We start from the raw sequence: 18,727 nt of genomic DNA, 5'->3' as shown, positions 1-18,727 counted from the left end.
ATTTTTCAAATATGTTAAAATAGTTAGGTGCCTAACTAAAAGGAGAAAATCATGGATAAAAATCATATTGCAAAAGTTTTTTTTATTATCACTAATAAATTTAGGAGATATTTAGATAAAAAAAATCAAAAAATAAACTTATCAAACGGACAAGCAAGAGTACTCAGATATATTTATGAAAATACAAAAGATGATAAAGAAGTTTTTCAAAAAGATATACTAGAAGCATTTTCAATTAGAGGAGCTTCAGTGAATGGTCTGATTGAAGGGCTTATAAAATTAGATTGTATTAAAAGAGAAATTGATATGAGTGATAAGCGTAAGAAAAAATTAAAAATGACGTCAAATGGAAATTTGATTGTTTTAAAATCATATGAAATTATACTTGAATTTGAAAATAGTTTAAAAAGTTCTTTACAAGTAGAAGAATTAGAACAACTAGAAAAAATCTTACTTAAGTTAGAAAATGAAATAGATGCGAGGGAAAAAGAAGATGTTTAAGTTATTAAAGTATTTAAATACATGTAAAAAAGAAGCTATACTTACACCAATTTTAGTTATGCTAGAAGTATTAAGTGAAGTATTTATTCCAATATTTATGGGAAAATTAATCGATGAAGGTATCAAAGGAAATGATATTTCACTAGCATATAGATATGGAATATATATGGTTGCTTTAGCTATCTTAGCTTTAATCTTTGGTGTTTTAGCCTCTCGTAAAGCCGCGATTGTTGCGAATCAATTAGGAAGAAATATTAGAAAAGCAGAATATGAAAAGATACAAACATATGCTTTTGAAAATATTGATAAGTTCTCTACTTCAAGTTTAGTAACCAGATTAACAATGGATGTTTCTATGGTGCAAAATGCAGTCCAAATGAATATTAGAATTGCTTTTAGAGCACCAGCAATGATTCTTTTTTCAATCACTAGTGCATATATAGTGGGTGGAAATTTAGCCTTAATCTTTGTTTTTATCGCTCCTTTTGTTGGATTAGGATTATGGATTATCATGAGAGGTGCACATAAATACTTTGTTCAAATGTTTAATAAAGTAGATAAGCTTAATTTAAAAGTCCAAGAAAGTCTATCTGGAATTAGAACTGTTAAATCCTATGTTAGAGAAGACTATGAAATAGAAAAATTTGAAGAAGTGATTGAAGACGTTGCTACAAACGGTAAAAAAGCTGAAAAATGGGTTATGTTTAACAATCCTTTGATGCAATTATCTATTTGTATATGTTTTACATTAATTGCATGGTTTGGCTCATATAACATGGTTGTTAATGGATTAACAGAAGGTGCATTTGCTAATATCATTAGTTATGTTATGCATATCTTAATGAGTTTGATGATGCTGTCACAAGTCTTTTTAATGATTGTAATATCTAAAGCTTCAGTAGAAAGAATTACAGAAGTACTTAATGAAACATCATCTTTAACAGAAAAACAAGATGCAGTAAGTGAAGTAAAAGAAGGAACATTTGAATTTAAAGATGTTTCATTTAGATATAAAGACAAAGATATTTTAAAAAATATTAATTTTAAAGCTAAACAAGGTGAATTTATAGGTATTTTTGGGGCTACAGGTACTGGTAAAACAACCATGATCCAATTGATTTCTAGACTATATGATGCATCAAGTGGTACTGTATTAGTTTCTGATATTGATGTAAAAGATTATAAGTTAGAGGTTTTGAGAAAAGAAGTGGTTACAGTTCTTCAAAAAAATGTATTATTCTCAGGAACCATAAGAGATAATATTAAATGGGGAAAAGAAGATGCTACTGATGAAGAAATTATTAGTGCATTGAAAAAAGCACATGCTTATGAATTTGTTTCAAAGATGAAAGATTTTTTAGATACTTGGATTGAACAAGGCGGTGTCAATGTATCAGGGGGGCAAAGACAAAGACTATGTATTGCAAGAGCTCTTATTAGCAATCCTAAAATATTAATTATGGATGATTCAACAAGTGCAGTTGATACAAAGACAGATTCACAAATTAAAGAAACATTACGTGAAGAAACTCCTAATATGACAAAAGTAATTATTTCACAGAGACTTTCTTCTATTAAAGATGCTGACAGAATTATTATCTTAGATACAAATGGTATTAATGGTATTGGAAATCATGAATATCTTTATGCTCATAATGAAATATATAAAGATGTTTACGATCTTCAACAAAAAGGTAAAGGAAGTGAAATAGATGAATAGACTTCAAAATAGTAAAAAAGCTCCAAAAGGAACTTTTAAAAGACTACTTAAACAAATTATAAGCCTTCATAAATATAGATTGTTATTTGTTGTAGTTTGTATGATATTATCAACGCTTGCTAATATTGGAGCTACATATACTATTCAATATGTCATTGATGCAGCAAGTAGAATTAATAAGCAATCAGCGGATTTTACTGAAGTAATTAACCTTATTATCACTATGGTTGCATTATATTTAACTAGTATTGCTTTAGCAATTGTCTATCTACGTATGATGATTGATATTGCACAAGATACATTAACTGATTTAAGAGATAAGTTATTTAAGAAAATGATGGGCTTACCTTTACGATATTTTGATACAAACTCACATGGAGATTTAATGAGTCGTTTTACTAATGATGTAGACGCAACCCGACAAATGATTTCACAAAGTCTTCCACAGATTATCGTTTCAACACTAACAATTATTGGTTATTTAACCGCAATGGTTATCACTTCATGGATTTTATCATTAGTGACATTAATTTTAACATCGGTAATTTTCTTTGTTGTTAAAAGAATTAATTCAAATAGTAGAAAATATTATAGAAATCAACAAACAGCTATCGGTAAAGTTAATGGTTATGTTGAGGAAATGATAGAAGGTCAAAAAGTAGTTAAAGTATTTAATCATGAAAAAAAGGCAGCAGCAGATTTTAGCAAGTTAAATGATGAATTATATGAAAATGCTAAAAATGCTTCTATGAAGTCAGGAATTCTTATTCCTATTACACTTAACTTGGGTTATTTAACGTTTGCCTTAGTATCAGCATTTGGTGCTTACTTATATACAAAAGACTTATTAGCTGTTCCAGCTTTAGTCGGTTTCTTATTATTTGTTAGACAATTTACAGGACCTATTAATCAGTTATCACAACAAATGAACTTTGTTAATATGGCTTTATCAGGTGCCGCTAGAATATTTGATGTGCTTGATGAAGAAAATGAAGTTAATGAGGGAAAAGTTATATTAGTTCAAGCAACTTATGATAATAATCAATTAGTTGAAACAACTGAGGCTACAAATACTTGGGCATTTAAAGATCTTAAAGAGAATAAACTGATTAAACTTTCTGGAGATGTTCGATTCAAAGATGTTGATTTTAGTTATAATCCTAATAAAAAGATTTTAAAGAAAGTTAGTTTATACGCAAAACCTGGACAAAAAATCGCTTTTGTAGGTGCTACAGGTGCAGGTAAAACAACTATTACAAATTTAATTAATCGTTTTTATGATATTGATAATGGTGAAATCACATTTGATGGCATTAATGTTAAAAATATTGAAAAGTCATCTTTAAGAAAATCATTAGGAATTGTTTTACAAGATACTGATTTATTTACTGGAACTATATTTGATAATATTAGATATGGAAAATTGGATGCTACAAATGATGAAATCATACAAGCTGCTAAGCTTGCAAATGCAGATGAATTTATTACAAAACTTCCATTAGGATATGAAACTGTTATTACAGATAACGGACAAAACCTATCCTCTGGGCAAAGACAGTTACTATCAATTGCAAGAGTAGCAGTAGCTAACCCACCAGTATTAATCTTAGATGAAGCAACCTCATCAATTGATACACATACAGAAAAATTAATTCAAAATGGTATGGATGAATTAATGAAAGGTAGAACAGTATTTGTAATTGCCCACAGATTATCTACAATTAAAAATAGTAATGCGATTATAGTTTTAGATTCTGGTGAAATTATTGAACGTGGTAATCATGATGAATTAATTGAACAAAAAGGTAAATACTATCAATTGTATACAGGCGCTTTTGAATTAGAATAAAGTTTTAAAACAATTCAATAGGCTAACCCAAAATATAACAAACCTCAGTAGTGGACTAAGAAATTGGAGAGACTACCGGGGTTTTTATTATATTAAAAACAATTATAGTAATAAAAAGTTATTTTATAAAAAATATATTGACAATTTATTCATAAAAAACTATAATATGAATATATGAGTAATCATTCATATGTAGGAGGAAACGATGATTGATAAAACAGAAAACATTAAGATGAATTTATTAAATGACAAAACAACTTCAAAAGTAAGTCAATTTTTTAAAGCAATTGCAGATCCTACGAGAATTAAGATTTTATTTGCATTAAAAAATGGACCATTAAGCGTCAATGAATTAACAAGTGTAATGGTTATGACACAAAGTGCAGTTTCGCATCAATTAAGAGTCTTAAAAGATTCAAATTTGGTGATTAATAAAAAAATAGGAAAGGAAGTCTACTATAGATTAGCAGATGATCATGTGCATGTAATATTTAATCAAGCAATCGAACACGTAGGCGAATGGGTCATATAATTATGAGTCATAAAGAAAAACATTTACATCATAAACACCATCATAAAGAACATGATCATGAAGAACACGATCATCATCATGGTGGTAAATTAAACATTATTTTATATTTTATTGGATTATTAACTTTTGTTATAGCTCTATTTATCAACCATTCAACTATTCAAATGGTACTTTATCTAGTTACTTTTGTATTATCAGGATATCATGTTATGTCAGAAGGAATTATAGATACATTCAAAGATACATTTAAAAAAAGAAGACTTCATCCTAATGTACACTTATTGATGACTTTAGCAGCGATTGGAGCTATTATCATTAAAGAGTATAGAGAAGCAGCCCTACTTATTTTAATTTTTGCAGGGGCTCATATGTTAGAAGACTATGCAGAAGGAAGAAGTAAAAAAGAGATTACTAATTTACTGAAATTAAACCCAACAACTGCTAGATTAATTGAAAAAGATGATAGCATTAAAATTGTTGATGTGAGTGAATTAAAAATTGGAGATAGATTACAAGTTTTAAATGGCGATCAAATTCCAACGGATGGTCTCATTATAAAAGGGGAAGCATTTATAGATGAAGCTTCTATCACAGGTGAAAGTATTCCTGTTTTAAAAACTAAAGATGACTTTGTCTTTGGTAGTACAATTAATGGCGACAAGACATTTGAAATGGAAGTAACTAAAGATAGTAGTGAAACAGTATTTGCAAAAATAGTTGCCTTAGTGTCACAAACGCAAACCAATGTTTCTAAAACAGCAGCTTTTATTAAAAGGTTAGAACCTATCTATGTAACAATTATTTTAATACTTACCCCACTTTTCTATTTAATGGGTTATTATCTTTTAAATTGGCAAAATGATGCATTTTACAGAACCATGGTTTTTTTGATAGGTGCTTCGCCATGTGCGCTTGCTGCAACTGACATTCCGGCAACCCTATCAGCAATCTCTAATCTTGCTAAAAGAGGGGTTTTATTTAAAGGTGGTTCTTATTTATCTAATCTATCTGAAGTAAAAGCGGTTGCTTTTGATAAAACAGGAACATTAACAGAAGGAAAACCAGTTGTCACAAACTTTTATTTTAAAGATGATGCATTAGATCAAAATAAACTGATTAGTATTTTAGTTGCAATGGAAAAAAAATCAAACCATCCACTTGCACAAGCAATTATTAAATATTTTAATTCAGAGGATAAACTGAATATTGAAGTTGAAAATATTATTGGAGTAGGAATTGAAACTACATACCTAAATAAAAAGTATAAAATAGGTAAACCGAGTTCATATGATAACATTTCAGAAAACTTAAAAAGAGAAACTGAAAAATATGAATATGAAGGAAAAACAGTTGTTTATTTGGGAGAAAACAATGAAGTTGTGATGTTAATAGCTATTCAAGATATACCAAAAGAATCTTCTATTAAAGCAATTCAATACTTTAATCAAGAAAACATTCATACAGTGATGCTTACAGGAGATGCAATTAAAACAGGGGAAGCCATTGGTAGAAAATTAGCTATTAGTGAAGTTAAAGGCAATATTTTGCCAGAAGATAAAGCAAATGTCATCAACGAACTTAAAAAAAACTATCATATGGTTGCAATGCTAGGCGATGGTGTCAATGATGCCCCTGCTTTAGTATCTGCTGATATTGGGATTGCTATGGGTAGTGGAACAGATATTGCCATTGATGTTGCTGATGCAGTTTTAATGCAAAATGATTTAGAAAAATTTGTTTACACGCATCAGGTAGCGAAAAAACTGAGAAGAGTAGTATGGCAAAATATTATATTTGCTATGTTCGTAGTTGTCTTTTTAATAGTTATGAATATCGTTGGACTTATGGAACTACCTATTGCCGTTTTAATTCATGAAGGTAGTACCCTAGTAGTGATCTTAAGTGGATTAAGAATGCTGTTACCACTTAGAAGTAGAAAATAAAGACTAAAAAAATATAAAAAAAGAAAAATAATAACTTTTTAGATTAAGCCTCAGAAGTTATTATTTTCTTATTTATAGTTAATAGATGAATTTAAGTCTTTGAGTTCGTCTTCTGTTAAAAGTCTGTAATGACCTTTTTTTAAATCTTTCAGATGAATATTCATGATTCTAATACGTTCAAGAAAATTAACATGATATCCTAATGCTTTACACATTCTTCGTATTTGTAAATTAAGACCTTGATTAATGGTAAGATGAAAGGCTTTATGAGATACCCTTTTAACTTTTGAAGGAAGTGTCTTTTGATTTTTATGTGTAACAGGATTATAAATAGTGACACCTGATTCCATTTTTAAAACAAAATCATCATCAAATGCTCGATCCACTTCTACATAATATTCCTTATCATGATTATTTTCTGATCTTAATATTTTATTAACAATATCACCGTCATTAGTAAGTAGAATAAGTCCACAAGAATCTTTATCTAATCTGCCAATTGGGAAAATAGTTTCTTTGTAATCCATAAATGTAATGATATTATTTTTTATGGTTGTATCAGTTATACAAACTATGCCTTCAGGCTTGTTTAATGCTAAATAAACCTTTTTATTTTTTACAGAAATTACTTTATTATCTAATGTAACAATATCAGAAGGAAGTACTTGCATACCGGTTTCAGCAATTTTACCATTAATTTTAACTTTCTTTTGTATAATTAAACGATCTGCTTCACGTCTAGAAACAATACCACTATCTGATATATATTTGTTTAAGCGAACAGACTCTTTTTTATCGTGCTCTATTAAATTTTGATTTTTAACTGAAATACTATTATCAAAAATAGCTTTTAACATATTATCACCATAGGTATTGTACACTATTTTACTTTAATATGCATTAGTAAGTATGATAAAATATAGATGTAAAAGTAAAGGATGTGAAATAATGAAGAAAATATTTAAATTTTTTATCCGTTTTTTCATCATCATCTTGGTCTTAACAACAGGAATTTTTATTTTTTCATATGTATCAGTTTATCCTTCAGTTTGGCTGACTAGAATGGCGTTTAGTCAAGGAAAGTATACTGAGCATGATGATATTGAGTTGATTTCAAGTGAAGTCTATGTTTCTAAGGATTATGATTATGAATCGATTAGTTCTAAAAATCAATTTAACATCATAAGCCCTATAGAAAATCAAAAGAGGTATCCAACAGTTATTTGGGTACATGGCGGAGCATTTGTTTCAGGAGATAAATCAGGAAATGAATCCTATTTAAAAGTTTTAGCCCATAAGGGATATACAATTATTAATTTAAACTATCAATATGCTCCAAAAGCTAAGTATCCCATGCCTATTATTCAAGTATCTGAAGTTTATCAACATTTAGAAAAAAATATTGACCTTTATCCAATGGTTGATTTAAATCAAATCATACTAGGCGGAGATTCTGCAGGGGCTCATATTATTGCCCAATTTGCACTTATTCAAACAAACCCAAAATATGAAGCATTAGTAAATATTAATAAAGTCATGAATAAAGAACAAATTAAATCTATTTTACTTTATTGTGGACCTTATGATTTTGGGTTATTAAAAGAACTTTTAAATCCAATAGGCACATCAATTCTTGGTCAGATAATACCATTTCTATCAAGAAGAATAGGTGCTGCATATTTAGGAGACATGAAATGGGATAAAAATGAAAAGTGGGATGTCCTAACGATAAAAAATTATGTTACAAAGGATTTTCCTAAAACATTTATCACAGATGCTAAAGATTACTCTTTTGAAGAACAAGGGAAACAACTAGCAAAAGTTTTAGAAGAAAAAGGAGTTTTAGTTACAAAAGTATTTTATGATGCTAATCTTGCACACGAATATCAGTTTAACTTAGGAACAAAGAATGAAGATGGCAATAACTATGCTCTTATGACATTTAATCAAGTCATCAAATTTTTAGAAGAATAGAGGTATTTATATGAGTTTAGTTAATCAATTAAGAGAAACAATCACCAATTTTATTAGAAGCGTTGTTCAAAACGAGTCTATCACAACACTTTTAACATCCATTGTAATGATCATATTTTGGCTTTTAGTAGCCTCATTACTGATTCTTTTAACTAGGGTTTTTGTTAAGAAAACTAAAAAGACAAAAGAAACAAAAGAGTCAATTACGGTAAAAAGACTGATTGCAAATATGATTAGAGCTCTTTTTGTCTTTTGGATTACTATTATGATTTTACAAGAAGTTGGAATCGATATTATGCCGGTTTTAGCAGGTGCTGGAGTATTAGCCTTTGCCGTTGGCTTTGGTGCTCAAGAACTCATTAAAGATGTCATTAGTGGATGTTTTTTAATTGTTGAAAAAACATTTAGATTAGGTGATTTAGTAGAAATTAATGGAGTTAAAGGGTTTATTACAGATATAGGTATTAGAACAACTAAAATTACTACATGGAAAAACGATGTCATCACGATTAACAATGGTGATATCAAAATGGTTCTTAATTCTAGTTTGAATACATCGCTTGCTGTAGTAGACTTTAAAGTATCAAGTGACTTTGATGTTAATTCAATTGAAAGTGAACAATTTGCTCAGTTTCTAGCTCAATTTAAAGAAACGCACCCAGAAGTATTAGAAATACCTAATAAGGCAGTGATTACTTCAATTTTAGATGAAGGTATAACCTTGCGTATTACAGCTAAAACAAATACTTTGAAAAATGGAAGTATAGAAAATGAATTGAGAAAAGCTTTACTTGACTACTTTAACAAAGAAAAACTTTCAATCAAGAAAACAATTTTTGTTAATGTAAACGACAGAAGAGACATTCAAAACTAAAAAGACACTAAAATATAGTATTTTAAGCGTATTACTACAAAAAATATGAACAGCATGCTAGAATGTATAATGGAAATAATAAAGGAGACAGTTATGAAAACATTAATCGTATATGCACATCCATGGGATGGAAGTTTTAATCATCATGTGTTAGGACAAGTAAAAGAATTACTTGCAAAAAAGAACCATGAAATAGATGTAATAGATTTAAATAAAGACGGATTTAATCCAGTAATGAGACCTGAAGATTTAAAGGTTTTTGTTAAAGGTGAATATGCAGATGAAAAAGCAGCTGACTACGTAAAAAGAGTCAAAGAAGCTGATGAATTAGTATTTATTTTCCCAATTTGGTGGTATGGTGAACCAGCTATTCTTAAAGGATTCTATGATAAAGTATTCTTAAAAGGACAAGTATATGGTGAAGTAGATCATCAATTAAAAGGATTATTAAAATCTGAAAGAGCAACTATTATTACAACTGCTAATATTGATAAAAAAATATTCTCATTCCTTGGCGATCCAATCCAAAATGTATTGGCTAATGGAATTTTAAGAACTGTAGGAATTAACAATGTTACTTGGATTCACTGCCCAACAGTACATGTTGAAGAATCAAGAAACAACTTCTTAGCAGAAATTAATACACACTTTAATAAATAACAAATTAAACTTAGAAACTTAAATAGTATTCTAAGTTTTTTATTAAAAAGGAGAAATTATGGAAATAGTAGTTATTGGATATATTATCTTATGGTTTTTATTATCTATTTTTACTTATATTCTTTATAGAAATGATAAGAAAAAATCTATTAAAGGAAAATGGAGAACAAAAGAAAAGACTCTATTATTAGCATCTTTTTTATTAGGTTCAATAGGTGGGTTATTAGCCCTTTATAAACTTAGACATAAAAATAAACATTGGTATTTTAAATGGGTCAATTGGTTATCATTTATTTTGCATTTAGGAATTTTAGGTTTACTTGTTTACCTAACATATAAATAAAATAAAACTTTCTGTATGTTCATTTAACTAGAATATACAGAAAGTTTTTTTATAAAAAAATCACCTGAGTATTTAACTCAAGTGATCTGATTGACTATTTATCTTTTTTTGAACCAAATTTATTTTCAGTACCTTTAAGTAACTTAATAAAGTTTTTTCTATGCTTATATAAAATCATACAAACTAAAACAGAAACTAAAATTAGATTAACTAAATTATACTGTAAAGAATTATTATTAGGACCAGCATCAATAAATATCGTTAACCAAACTGTATCTACCCATAATGCAACGCCAACTGAAACAGATGCTATCATAGAAGCAATGGATGCATATTTGGTAATCCAAACAATTAAAAAGAAGATAAGAATACCGCTTACACCAATAATCGGAGAAATAGCAATAACAGCACCAACAGAAGTAGCAACCGCTTTTCCACCTTTAAAACCAATATAAATTGGATAAATATGGCCAATCACTGAAGCTGCACCATACATAATAATCACGTTAACACTACCTAGAACATATAAATTAGTATCACCAATAAAATATTTTACGATTAAAATAGGCAATGCACCTTTTAAACAGTCAAATATAAAAGTTAATACGCCCCACTTAAAACCTAAAACTCTAACTGCATTAGTAGATCCTACATTTTTAGAACCGTGTTCTCTAATATCAATTTTTTTAAATAATTTACCAACTACTAGTCCAAAGGGAATAGAACCTAATAAATAAGAAAAAATCATTAAAAGTACTATATAAAAAATTGTCATCCTCTGCGTAACTATACGATAGTATAGCTAACTCCTTTCAAGTATAAAATCTTCCATATTTAATATTTAGAAATATGATATCTTATATTATAGCATACAAAATATAATATAAAATAAGAAAAGTAAAAGACTTTAATAAAGTGAAAATATAGTCATAATGTTGTAGATGCGTATGTTTTTTGTTATAATTAAGATTACAAAGAGATGGTGATAATATGAGTGATAAAGTTACAAAAAATTATGATGAAGGTTCTATTCAGGTTCTTGAAGGATTAGAGGCAGTAAGAAAAAGACCTGGAATGTACATTGGATCAACTGATTCAAGAGGACTTCATCATCTAGTATGGGAAATAGTGGATAATGCTATTGACGAGGTACTAGCTGGATATGGAAATGAAATAAGTTTAACAATATTAGCAGATAACTCTATTGAGATTACAGATAATGGACGTGGGATGCCATATAAAAAACATGCTTTAGGTGTTCCAACGACTCAAGTTATTTTTACAATTTTACACGCAGGTGGTAAATTTGGCTCTGAAGGAGGCTATAAAGTTTCTGGGGGACTTCACGGAGTTGGATCTTCTGTTGTAAATGCCTTATCTCAATTTTTAGAAGTAACAGTATATAAAGATAAAGGTATATACCAACAACGCTTTGAAGACGGCGGCAAGACAATAGGAAAAATGAATAGATTAGGGGATACAACTAAAACCGGAACAAAGGTTTGGTTTAAACCAGATCCAAAGATATTTTCTACTACCTTATTTCAATATGATATTATCAAAGAGCGTTTAAGAGAAACAGCTTTTTTAAACAAGGGATTAAAAATAGTCTTAGTAGATGAAAGAAAGAAAAATAAAGATATCTTTCAATACGAAGATGGGATTAAGGAATATGTTAAGTTTTTAAATCAAAATAAAGGTACAGTAAGTGATGTTTCACTCTTAGAAGGAAAGTATACAACTTCAAAGAAAAATGAAATAGAAGTTGAAATTGCTTTACAATTTAGTGAAACTTATAGCGAAAATATTCTATCTTTTGTTAATAACGTTAGAACTAAAGATGGTGGTACACACGAAATAGGATTTAAAACAGGATTAACAAAAGCAGTGAATGATTATGCTAGAAAATACGCACTTTTAAAAGAAAAAGATTCTAATTTAGAAGGGGTTGATATTAGAGAAGGACTTACAGCAGTTATCTCTCTTAGAATACCTGAAAATGTTTTAGAATTTGAAGGGCAAACAAAAGGCAAATTAGGTAGCCCTGAAGCAAGACCAGCGACAGATGCTGTTATTTATGAAAAAATGACTTTCTTCTTTGAAGAAAACAAAGAAGTGGCTAATCATGTTATAAAAAGATCACTAGCAGCTCAAAGAGCTCGTGAAGCGGCTCGTAAGGCTCGTGAAGAAGCTAGAAATGGTAAGAAAAAAGTTAAAAGAGAAGTCTTATTAACTGGAAAATTAACCCCTGCTCAAGGTAAAGATAGAGAAATTAATGAATTATTCTTAGTCGAAGGTGACTCAGCTGGAGGATCTGCTAAACAAGGAAGAAATAGAAGATTCCAAGCTATCCTACCTTTACGTGGTAAAGTAATTAATACAGAAAAAACAAATACTGAAACTATTCTTAAAAATGAAGAAATTAGCACAATTATTCATACGATTGGAGCTGATTTTGGTATAGATTTTGATTTGAAAAAATCAAACTATAAGAAAGTAATTATTATGACGGATGCTGATACTGATGGGGCACATATTCAAGTCTTACTCCTTACATTCTTCTTTAGATACATGAGACCTTTGATAGAAGACGGAAGATTATATATTGCGCTACCACCACTTTACAAACTGACTAAAAAACGTGGTAAAAAAGATGAAATACAGTATGCATGGAGCGATGAAGAATTAAAAGCAGCACTGGTTGATGCAGGGGCTAATTATATTATTCAAAGATATAAAGGTTTAGGAGAAATGAATAGTGATCAGTTATGGGATACTACAATGAACCCTGAAACAAGAACCCTTATACAAGTTAAAATTGAAGATTTAAATGAATCAGATAAACACATCACAGTTTTAATGGGTGATCAAGTTGCCCCAAGGCGTGAATGGATTGAAAGTAATGTTGATTTTGAAATGAATGATGATTTTGATGTATCACAAAAGGCAGGGGAATAATATGGCAGTTAAAAAAAGTACAAAACTAGATAAAAAATTAGATTCCTTTGTTGCTGAGAAAGTTCAAACAATTAAGCTAGAAGATATTATTTCAGAGAGATTTGGTAGATATTCTAAATATATTATTCAAGAAAGAGCATTACCAGATGCTAGAGATGGATTAAAACCAGTTCAAAGAAGAATTTTGTATGCGATGCAACAAATGGGGATTTTTTCTAACAAATCATATAAAAAGTCCGCTAGAATAGCCGGAGAAGTTATGGGTAAGTATCACCCACATGGGGATTCTAGTATTTATGATGCTATGGTAAGATTATCTCAAGATTTTAAAATGAGAGTTCCTTTAATTGATATGCATGGTAATAATGGTTCTATTGATGGAGATAGCGCAGCAGCTATGCGTTATACTGAAACTAGATTATCAAAAGAAGCAGAAGCACTATTAGCAGATATAGATAAAAGAACAGTCAATTTTATTCCAAACTTTGATGATGAAGAATTAGAACCTACTGTACTACCTGCAAAATTTCCTAATCTTTTAGTCAATGGAGCAATGGGAATATCAGCCGGATATGCAACTAAAATCCCTCCTCATAATCTAAAAGAAGTAGTTAAAGCAACTATCGCGTTAATTGATGAACCTGATATGCCGTTTAGTAAAATGGCAAGAATTATTAAGGGACCGGATTTCCCAACAGGTGGTATTGTTCAAGGAAAAGAAGGTATTCAAAGTGCTTTAAAAACAGGTGCAGGAAAAGTAATTGTTCGTGCTAAAACAATGACTGAAGAGATGGCTAAAAATCAAGATAGAATAGTTGTTACTGAAATACCTTATGAAGTTAATAAAGCTGAATTAGTTAAATCAATTGATACATTAAGGGTAAATAACTCTATTGATGATATTTTAGAAATAAGAGATGAAACAGATCAAGAAGGATTAAGAATTGCTATAGATCTTAGAAAAGGTGCCAATGCACAATTTATTATCAATTATTTATTAAAAAATACAGACCTTCAAGTAAGTTATAACTATAACATGGTAGCTATTATGAATCACAGACCAGTTTTAGTTGGTGTGATTCCTCTTTTAAAAACTTATATTGAACACCAAAAAGAAGTTATTACAAACCGTTCTAATTTTGAATTAGAAAAAGCATTAAAGCGCCAACATATCGTTGAAGGTTTAATTAAGATGGTATCTGTTGTTGATGAAGTTATTAAAATTATTAGATCTTCTAAAAACAAAGCAGATTCAAAAGAAAACTTATGTAAAAGATTTGATTTCACAGAACTTCAAGCAGAAGCAATCGTTACTTTACAACTTTATAGATTATCTTCAACAGACATATTAGCACTAGAAGAAGAAAATAGAAAATTAGATGAAAAAATCAAAGAACTAAATGAGATTTTAACAAATGAAAAAGTTTTATTAGAAGTTATTAAAGGTGAATTAATGTATTATCACGATACATTAGGAACACCAAGATTATCTCAAATAGAAGAAGAAATTGAAAATATTAAAATTGATGAAACCCAACTGATTACTGATGAAAAAGTAGTTGTAGGAATAACTAAAGATGGCTACGTTAAAAGATCATCACTTAGAAGTTACAATGCTTCTAATCTTCCAGGATTAAAAGAGCATGATGCTATTTTATACGAAGAAGAAGTACAAACATTAGATACATTACTCTTGTTTACAAACCTAGGAAATTATATATTCCTACCTGTTCATAAGATTGATGATCAAAAATGGGGAGATTTAGGTACTTATGTTAATAACATAGTTACTATTAGCAAAGATGAAAAAATTATTAAAGTCTACTGTATCTCTAATTTTAAAGTGAACTTGAATCTACTCTTAGCTACTAAGCAAGGTATGATGAAACAAGTTAAATTAGAAGACTTAGAAATATCAAGATACTCTAAACCAGTAAGAGTCATGAAACTATCTAAAGATGATGAAGTTGTATCAGTTGATATGAACCAAAAAAATAACATTGTTGTTTTATCACAAAATGGATACGCCTTAAGATTTAAAACAGAAGAGTTACCTTTATATGGTCTAACTGCATCTGGTGTAAAAGGAATTGCCCTATCAGAAAATGACTCTGCTAGTGTAGCATTCTATGCTAAAGATTCAGATGAATTCTATTTCTTAACAAATAGAGGACATATTATCAAAGATAATGTTTATGAGTTACCAGTTTATTCAAGATATAGAAAAGGTATTATGATTTTAGAAAGACAAAAAACAAATCCACATCTAGTCATGAGTGCGTCAAGATTATCTAAGACACAAACAAAAGATAATGTAGCGATTAGAATACTATCAGATAAAACAGGATTATTGATGCCACTTTCTGAAGTAAAATACACACCAAATAAATTTGGCAAGAAAATTATTGATGAAAAAGGTTACTACATTGAAGTTAAAAACTCAATAAATGAAGAGTTAGAAGAACCTATTATAGTCACTAAAAAAGAACCTATTGTGATTAAAAAACAAGAAGAAAAAGCACCAATTGTTGAAGAAGTTTTAGTTAAAAAAGAGAAAAAAATACGTTTAAGTCGATTAGATTTATTCGATGATGACGATTTATAAAATAAAACAGGAGGCTTTTATGAAAATTAACGTTTTAAACCAAGTTTTAGAAGTTAAAAAAGGAGATACATTAGAAGAAATAGCCAAACAAGCTAAGATAACTGATGCCGTAGTAGCAACCGTTGATGGTAGACTAAGGGAATTAACATATAAGTTAGAAAAAGATAACTCAAATGTTGAATTTTTAAACTTATCAAATACGGATGCTGTAAGAGTTTATGAGGCAAGTTTAAGATATTTATTTGCTATGGCAACATACAATTTATATCCAGAAATAAAACTAAGATTTAACTATAGTATCTCACGTTCTATTTTAGCTGTTTTCGAAGGTTATGAAAATGTTCCTGAAGAAAAACTTGAAAATATCATCAATGAAGTAAATAGATTAGTTTCATTGGATTTAGAAATTAAAAGAGTTAAAACAACTAAAGATAAAGCCATTGAAATTTATGAAAAGTTAAACTTAAAAGATAAGATTGATATTCTAAAATATAGAGAAGAAAACAACGTCAACCTTTATCAAACAGCTGATTACATGAACTACATGTATAGTTATATGGTTCCTAAAACAGGACATTTAAAGAAATTTAAAGCATTTAACTATCACCCAGGATTTATTATTCAATTTCCAAGAACAGAATTCCAAGGAAATATTCCACCATTCGTAGATGCCCCAACCTTTGGCAAAGCATTAAGAAATGTTGCTAAATGGGGTAAAATTATTGGTGGAAATACCATTGATAATATTAACAGATATACTGAAACAAGAGATAGTCAAGTTGATTTTGTTAACTTATGCGAAACAAAATTAAATAATCAATTATCTGAATTAGGCAAAAGAATAGAAGAAAATAAAGAAGATATTAGATTAATCGCAGTTGCTGGACCATCATCAAGTGGAAAAACAACCTTCACAAATAGATTAAGAATAGAACTTTTAAGCCTAGGGATTAGACCAGTTATGATATCAATGGATGATTACTATTTTAGAAAAGAAGATGCACCAAAAGATAAAGATGGAAAACCAGACTTAGAACACGTTGAAGCCCTAGATATTGAATTATTTAATAAAGATATGTTGTCTTTAATTCAAGGAAATGCAGTGACACTACCTAAGTTTAATTTCCATACAGGAAAAAGAGAAGCAGGAAAAACAATTAAAGTAGATAAGAATAGTCCTATTCTTATTGAAGGCATTCATGCCTTAAATGACAGACTGACTTCACTTATTCCAAAGCATCAAAAATTTAGAATTTATATTTCTCCACAAACTCAATTACATATTGATAACCATAATCCAATTAGTATCACAGACTTAAGATTATTAAGAAGAGCAGTTAGAGACCAAAAATATCGTAATTCACCTGTAACTTCTACAATGGATATGTGGCCATCAGTAAGAAGAGGGGAGTTCAAATGGATTTATCCTTATCAAGAGGAAGCTGACTTTGTCTTTAATTCAGAATTGACTTATGAAATATCAGTCTTAAAACAATTTGCAATGCCACATCTTTTAGCAATTCCAGCAGAAGATAGACATTATATTACAGCGAACCGCTTGGTTAAATTCTTGAAATACTTTAGAGAAATTGATCCAGAATTAGTTCCAAACAACTCAATTTTAAAAGAATTTATTGGTGGAAGCCCGTTCCACGATTAGGAGGTAAGAAATGAAAGCATTACAAAATATGGAACGTATACAAGTTAATCATGAAGTAATGCTTTTATTACTTTCTGTATACGAATCTAAAGGTAAAGAATTCTATTATGATGAGCTATTTAGTAGAGATAGTAATGTCTATGAAAAAAAAGTAGTGTTAGATAATGCATATTATTTTGCAAAAATTTTTTCTTTTGATTTAACTGATAGTAGATTGAAATTACTTGCAAAAAAAGATTTATTATCAAAAAATAAAGAAGAACAATTTTATATCAATATTAGAGAGGCTTTAACTTTAGTACAAAAAAATCCAAAAGATTTTGAATTACTTGTCAATGAAATAAGTGATCTAGCAAAACTATTATCCGAACAGACAAACCCTATTAAATATCAAACCTATAAGTCAGAAGAAATAGCAATTCTAGCCACTAAAAAAGAAAAGTCTAAAAAAGAAGATCTAGAAAAACTAATAGAATTATTTAATAAACAAATTAAAACAAAACAATACGAACTTTCACAATTGATAGCTAACTTCTATGTGGATTTCTTAAACATGAAAATCTTTAGCGATAAGAATCAAGAAATAGCACTCATATTGCTTTATGCTTTACTGATTAAACATTTTAATGTATTTAAATATGTAAGTTTCTTTAAAAATTTTAATGATTTTAAAACTATTTGGAAAAGTGGATTAGATCAAGCTAATTATTACTGGGAAACACATTATGCACAAACTGATTTATTAAGTAGAGTCTTAGTGGACATACTCAAAAAATCCTATGAAGAAGTAGATGAATTTTCACGTGAATATGCATTTGAAAAAAATCTCAACAAGTCTGACAACATTGAAAATACAATTAGTAAAGGTAATGAGGTATTTACCAAAGAAGATATAAGAAAAGCCCATCCAACAGTTAGTGAAGCAACCATTGATAGAACATTAAAAAGACTAAAAGATGAAAATATTATTAGACCTCTTGGAAAAGGAAGAAGTTCTAAGTGGATTAGAATAGTTGAATCTAGAAATAAGAATAAAGATCAACAATTAACATTATTCTAAAAAAGTAAGTTTATAAAAGTAATTTTAAAGAGGATAGAATCTATCTTC

The 18,727-nt window shown here is 29.0% G+C and carries 15 protein-coding genes; 13 read left to right on the top strand and 2 right to left on the bottom strand.

Going from position 1 to position 18,727, the window contains the following annotated elements; genetic code table 11:
- Positions 1-51: 51 nt before the first annotated feature.
- The 5 genes from BN854_RS05170 (at position 52) to BN854_RS05150 (ending at position 6,545) form a co-directional block, all read left to right on the top strand.
- Positions 52-501: a MarR family winged helix-turn-helix transcriptional regulator gene (locus tag BN854_RS05170; protein ID WP_026660855.1), complete on the top strand. Its 450-nt coding sequence runs from the start codon at positions 52-54 to the stop codon at positions 499-501.
- The gene (locus BN854_RS05165) at positions 494-2,221 is read left to right on the top strand and encodes an ABC transporter ATP-binding protein (RefSeq protein ID WP_026660845.1); all 1,728 of its coding nucleotides are present in this window, start codon (positions 494-496) and stop codon (positions 2,219-2,221) included. The genes BN854_RS05170 and BN854_RS05165 overlap by 8 nt, the downstream gene beginning before the upstream one ends.
- Positions 2,214-4,070: an ABC transporter ATP-binding protein gene (locus BN854_RS05160; protein WP_026660836.1), complete on the top strand. Its 1,857-nt coding sequence runs from the start codon at positions 2,214-2,216 to the stop codon at positions 4,068-4,070. The genes BN854_RS05165 and BN854_RS05160 overlap by 8 nt, the downstream gene beginning before the upstream one ends.
- Before the next feature lie 205 nt (positions 4,071-4,275).
- The gene (locus BN854_RS05155) at positions 4,276-4,602 is read left to right on the top strand and encodes an ArsR/SmtB family transcription factor (RefSeq protein WP_026660828.1); all 327 of its coding nucleotides are present in this window, start codon (positions 4,276-4,278) and stop codon (positions 4,600-4,602) included.
- Between the two features lie 2 nt (positions 4,603-4,604).
- Complete coding sequence (locus BN854_RS05150; protein WP_026660819.1) at positions 4,605-6,545, top strand: heavy metal translocating P-type ATPase; 1,941 nt, start codon at positions 4,605-4,607, stop codon at positions 6,543-6,545.
- Between the two features lie 68 nt (positions 6,546-6,613).
- On the opposite strand, the gene BN854_RS05145 is transcribed toward BN854_RS05150, so the two are convergent.
- Positions 6,614-7,402 (bottom strand): pseudouridine synthase, encoded by a 789-nt coding sequence (locus tag BN854_RS05145; protein ID WP_026660811.1) that lies wholly within the window; start codon positions 7,400-7,402, stop codon positions 6,614-6,616.
- Positions 7,403-7,493: 91 nt separating this feature from the next.
- Between BN854_RS05145 and BN854_RS05140 the strand changes: the two genes are divergently transcribed.
- The 4 genes from BN854_RS05140 to BN854_RS05125 all read left to right on the top strand — a co-directional run bounded on the left by BN854_RS05140 (position 7,494) and on the right by BN854_RS05125 (position 10,396).
- Positions 7,494-8,519, top strand: a complete 1,026-nt coding sequence (locus tag BN854_RS05140) for an alpha/beta hydrolase (RefSeq protein ID WP_045959796.1) — start codon at positions 7,494-7,496, stop codon at positions 8,517-8,519.
- Between the two features lie 10 nt (positions 8,520-8,529).
- A complete protein-coding gene (locus BN854_RS05135) occupies positions 8,530-9,393 on the top strand; it encodes a mechanosensitive ion channel family protein (RefSeq protein ID WP_026660795.1) in 864 nt (287 codons plus the stop codon).
- A gap of 93 nt (positions 9,394-9,486) precedes the next feature.
- Positions 9,487-10,053: an NAD(P)H-dependent oxidoreductase gene (locus BN854_RS05130; RefSeq protein WP_026660787.1), complete on the top strand. Its 567-nt coding sequence runs from the start codon at positions 9,487-9,489 to the stop codon at positions 10,051-10,053.
- A gap of 58 nt (positions 10,054-10,111) precedes the next feature.
- Positions 10,112-10,396 (top strand): DUF1294 domain-containing protein, encoded by a 285-nt coding sequence (locus BN854_RS05125; protein WP_026660780.1) that lies wholly within the window; start codon positions 10,112-10,114, stop codon positions 10,394-10,396.
- A 94-nt stretch (positions 10,397-10,490) separates the two neighbouring features.
- On the opposite strand, the gene plsY is transcribed toward BN854_RS05125, so the two are convergent.
- Positions 10,491-11,171 carry a glycerol-3-phosphate 1-O-acyltransferase PlsY gene (plsY, locus tag BN854_RS05120; RefSeq protein ID WP_026660770.1) on the bottom strand — a complete coding sequence of 227 codons (681 nt, stop codon included), beginning with the start codon at positions 11,169-11,171 and terminating at the stop codon, positions 10,491-10,493.
- Positions 11,172-11,386: 215 nt separating this feature from the next.
- On the opposite strand from plsY, the gene parE reads away from it, so the two are divergent.
- Genes parE through BN854_RS05100 form a run of 4 tightly spaced genes read left to right on the top strand, consistent with a single transcriptional unit; the run spans position 11,387 to position 18,679 of the window.
- The gene (parE, locus tag BN854_RS05115) at positions 11,387-13,354 is read left to right on the top strand and encodes a DNA topoisomerase IV subunit B (RefSeq protein ID WP_026660761.1); all 1,968 of its coding nucleotides are present in this window, start codon (positions 11,387-11,389) and stop codon (positions 13,352-13,354) included.
- Position 13,355: 1 nt separating this feature from the next.
- Positions 13,356-15,959, top strand: a complete 2,604-nt coding sequence (parC, locus tag BN854_RS05110; RefSeq protein WP_026660752.1) for a DNA topoisomerase IV subunit A — start codon at positions 13,356-13,358, stop codon at positions 15,957-15,959.
- Positions 15,960-15,978: 19 nt separating this feature from the next.
- On the top strand, positions 15,979-17,619 hold the full coding sequence (locus BN854_RS05105; RefSeq protein WP_026660744.1) for a nucleoside kinase: 1,641 nt from the start codon (positions 15,979-15,981) through the stop codon (positions 17,617-17,619).
- A gap of 10 nt (positions 17,620-17,629) precedes the next feature.
- Positions 17,630-18,679: a hypothetical protein gene (locus tag BN854_RS05100; RefSeq protein ID WP_026660735.1), complete on the top strand. Its 1,050-nt coding sequence runs from the start codon at positions 17,630-17,632 to the stop codon at positions 18,677-18,679.
- The last annotated feature ends 48 nt before the right edge of the window (positions 18,680-18,727 follow it).

The sequence above is a fragment of the Alteracholeplasma palmae J233 genome (genome assembly GCF_000968055.1).
GTDB lineage: Bacteria > Bacillota_I > Bacilli_A > Acholeplasmatales > Acholeplasmataceae > Alteracholeplasma > Alteracholeplasma palmae.
Note: the sequence above shows the minus strand (reverse complement) of the source record. Positions and strands in the feature narration are given on the sequence as shown.

Excerpts from the sequence above, each read along its gene's own strand:
- BN854_RS05170 (WP_026660855.1), top strand. The coding sequence starts at position 52 with ATGGATAAAAATCATATTGCAAAAGTTTTTTTTATTATCACTAATAAA.
- BN854_RS05165 (WP_026660845.1), top strand. The coding sequence starts at position 494 with ATGTTTAAGTTATTAAAGTATTTAAATACATGTAAAAAAGAAGCTATA.
- BN854_RS05160 (WP_026660836.1), top strand. The coding sequence starts at position 2,214 with ATGAATAGACTTCAAAATAGTAAAAAAGCTCCAAAAGGAACTTTTAAA.
- BN854_RS05155 (WP_026660828.1), top strand. The coding sequence starts at position 4,276 with ATGATTGATAAAACAGAAAACATTAAGATGAATTTATTAAATGACAAA.
- BN854_RS05150 (WP_026660819.1), top strand. The coding sequence starts at position 4,605 with ATGAGTCATAAAGAAAAACATTTACATCATAAACACCATCATAAAGAA.
- BN854_RS05145 (WP_026660811.1), bottom strand. The coding sequence starts at position 7,402 with ATGTTAAAAGCTATTTTTGATAATAGTATTTCAGTTAAAAATCAAAAT.
- BN854_RS05140 (WP_045959796.1), top strand. The coding sequence starts at position 7,494 with ATGAAGAAAATATTTAAATTTTTTATCCGTTTTTTCATCATCATCTTG.
- BN854_RS05135 (WP_026660795.1), top strand. The coding sequence starts at position 8,530 with ATGAGTTTAGTTAATCAATTAAGAGAAACAATCACCAATTTTATTAGA.
- BN854_RS05130 (WP_026660787.1), top strand. The coding sequence starts at position 9,487 with ATGAAAACATTAATCGTATATGCACATCCATGGGATGGAAGTTTTAAT.
- BN854_RS05125 (WP_026660780.1), top strand. The coding sequence starts at position 10,112 with ATGGAAATAGTAGTTATTGGATATATTATCTTATGGTTTTTATTATCT.
- plsY (WP_026660770.1), bottom strand. The coding sequence starts at position 11,171 with ATGACAATTTTTTATATAGTACTTTTAATGATTTTTTCTTATTTATTA.
- parE (WP_026660761.1), top strand. The coding sequence starts at position 11,387 with ATGAGTGATAAAGTTACAAAAAATTATGATGAAGGTTCTATTCAGGTT.
- parC (WP_026660752.1), top strand. The coding sequence starts at position 13,356 with ATGGCAGTTAAAAAAAGTACAAAACTAGATAAAAAATTAGATTCCTTT.
- BN854_RS05105 (WP_026660744.1), top strand. The coding sequence starts at position 15,979 with ATGAAAATTAACGTTTTAAACCAAGTTTTAGAAGTTAAAAAAGGAGAT.
- BN854_RS05100 (WP_026660735.1), top strand. The coding sequence starts at position 17,630 with ATGAAAGCATTACAAAATATGGAACGTATACAAGTTAATCATGAAGTA.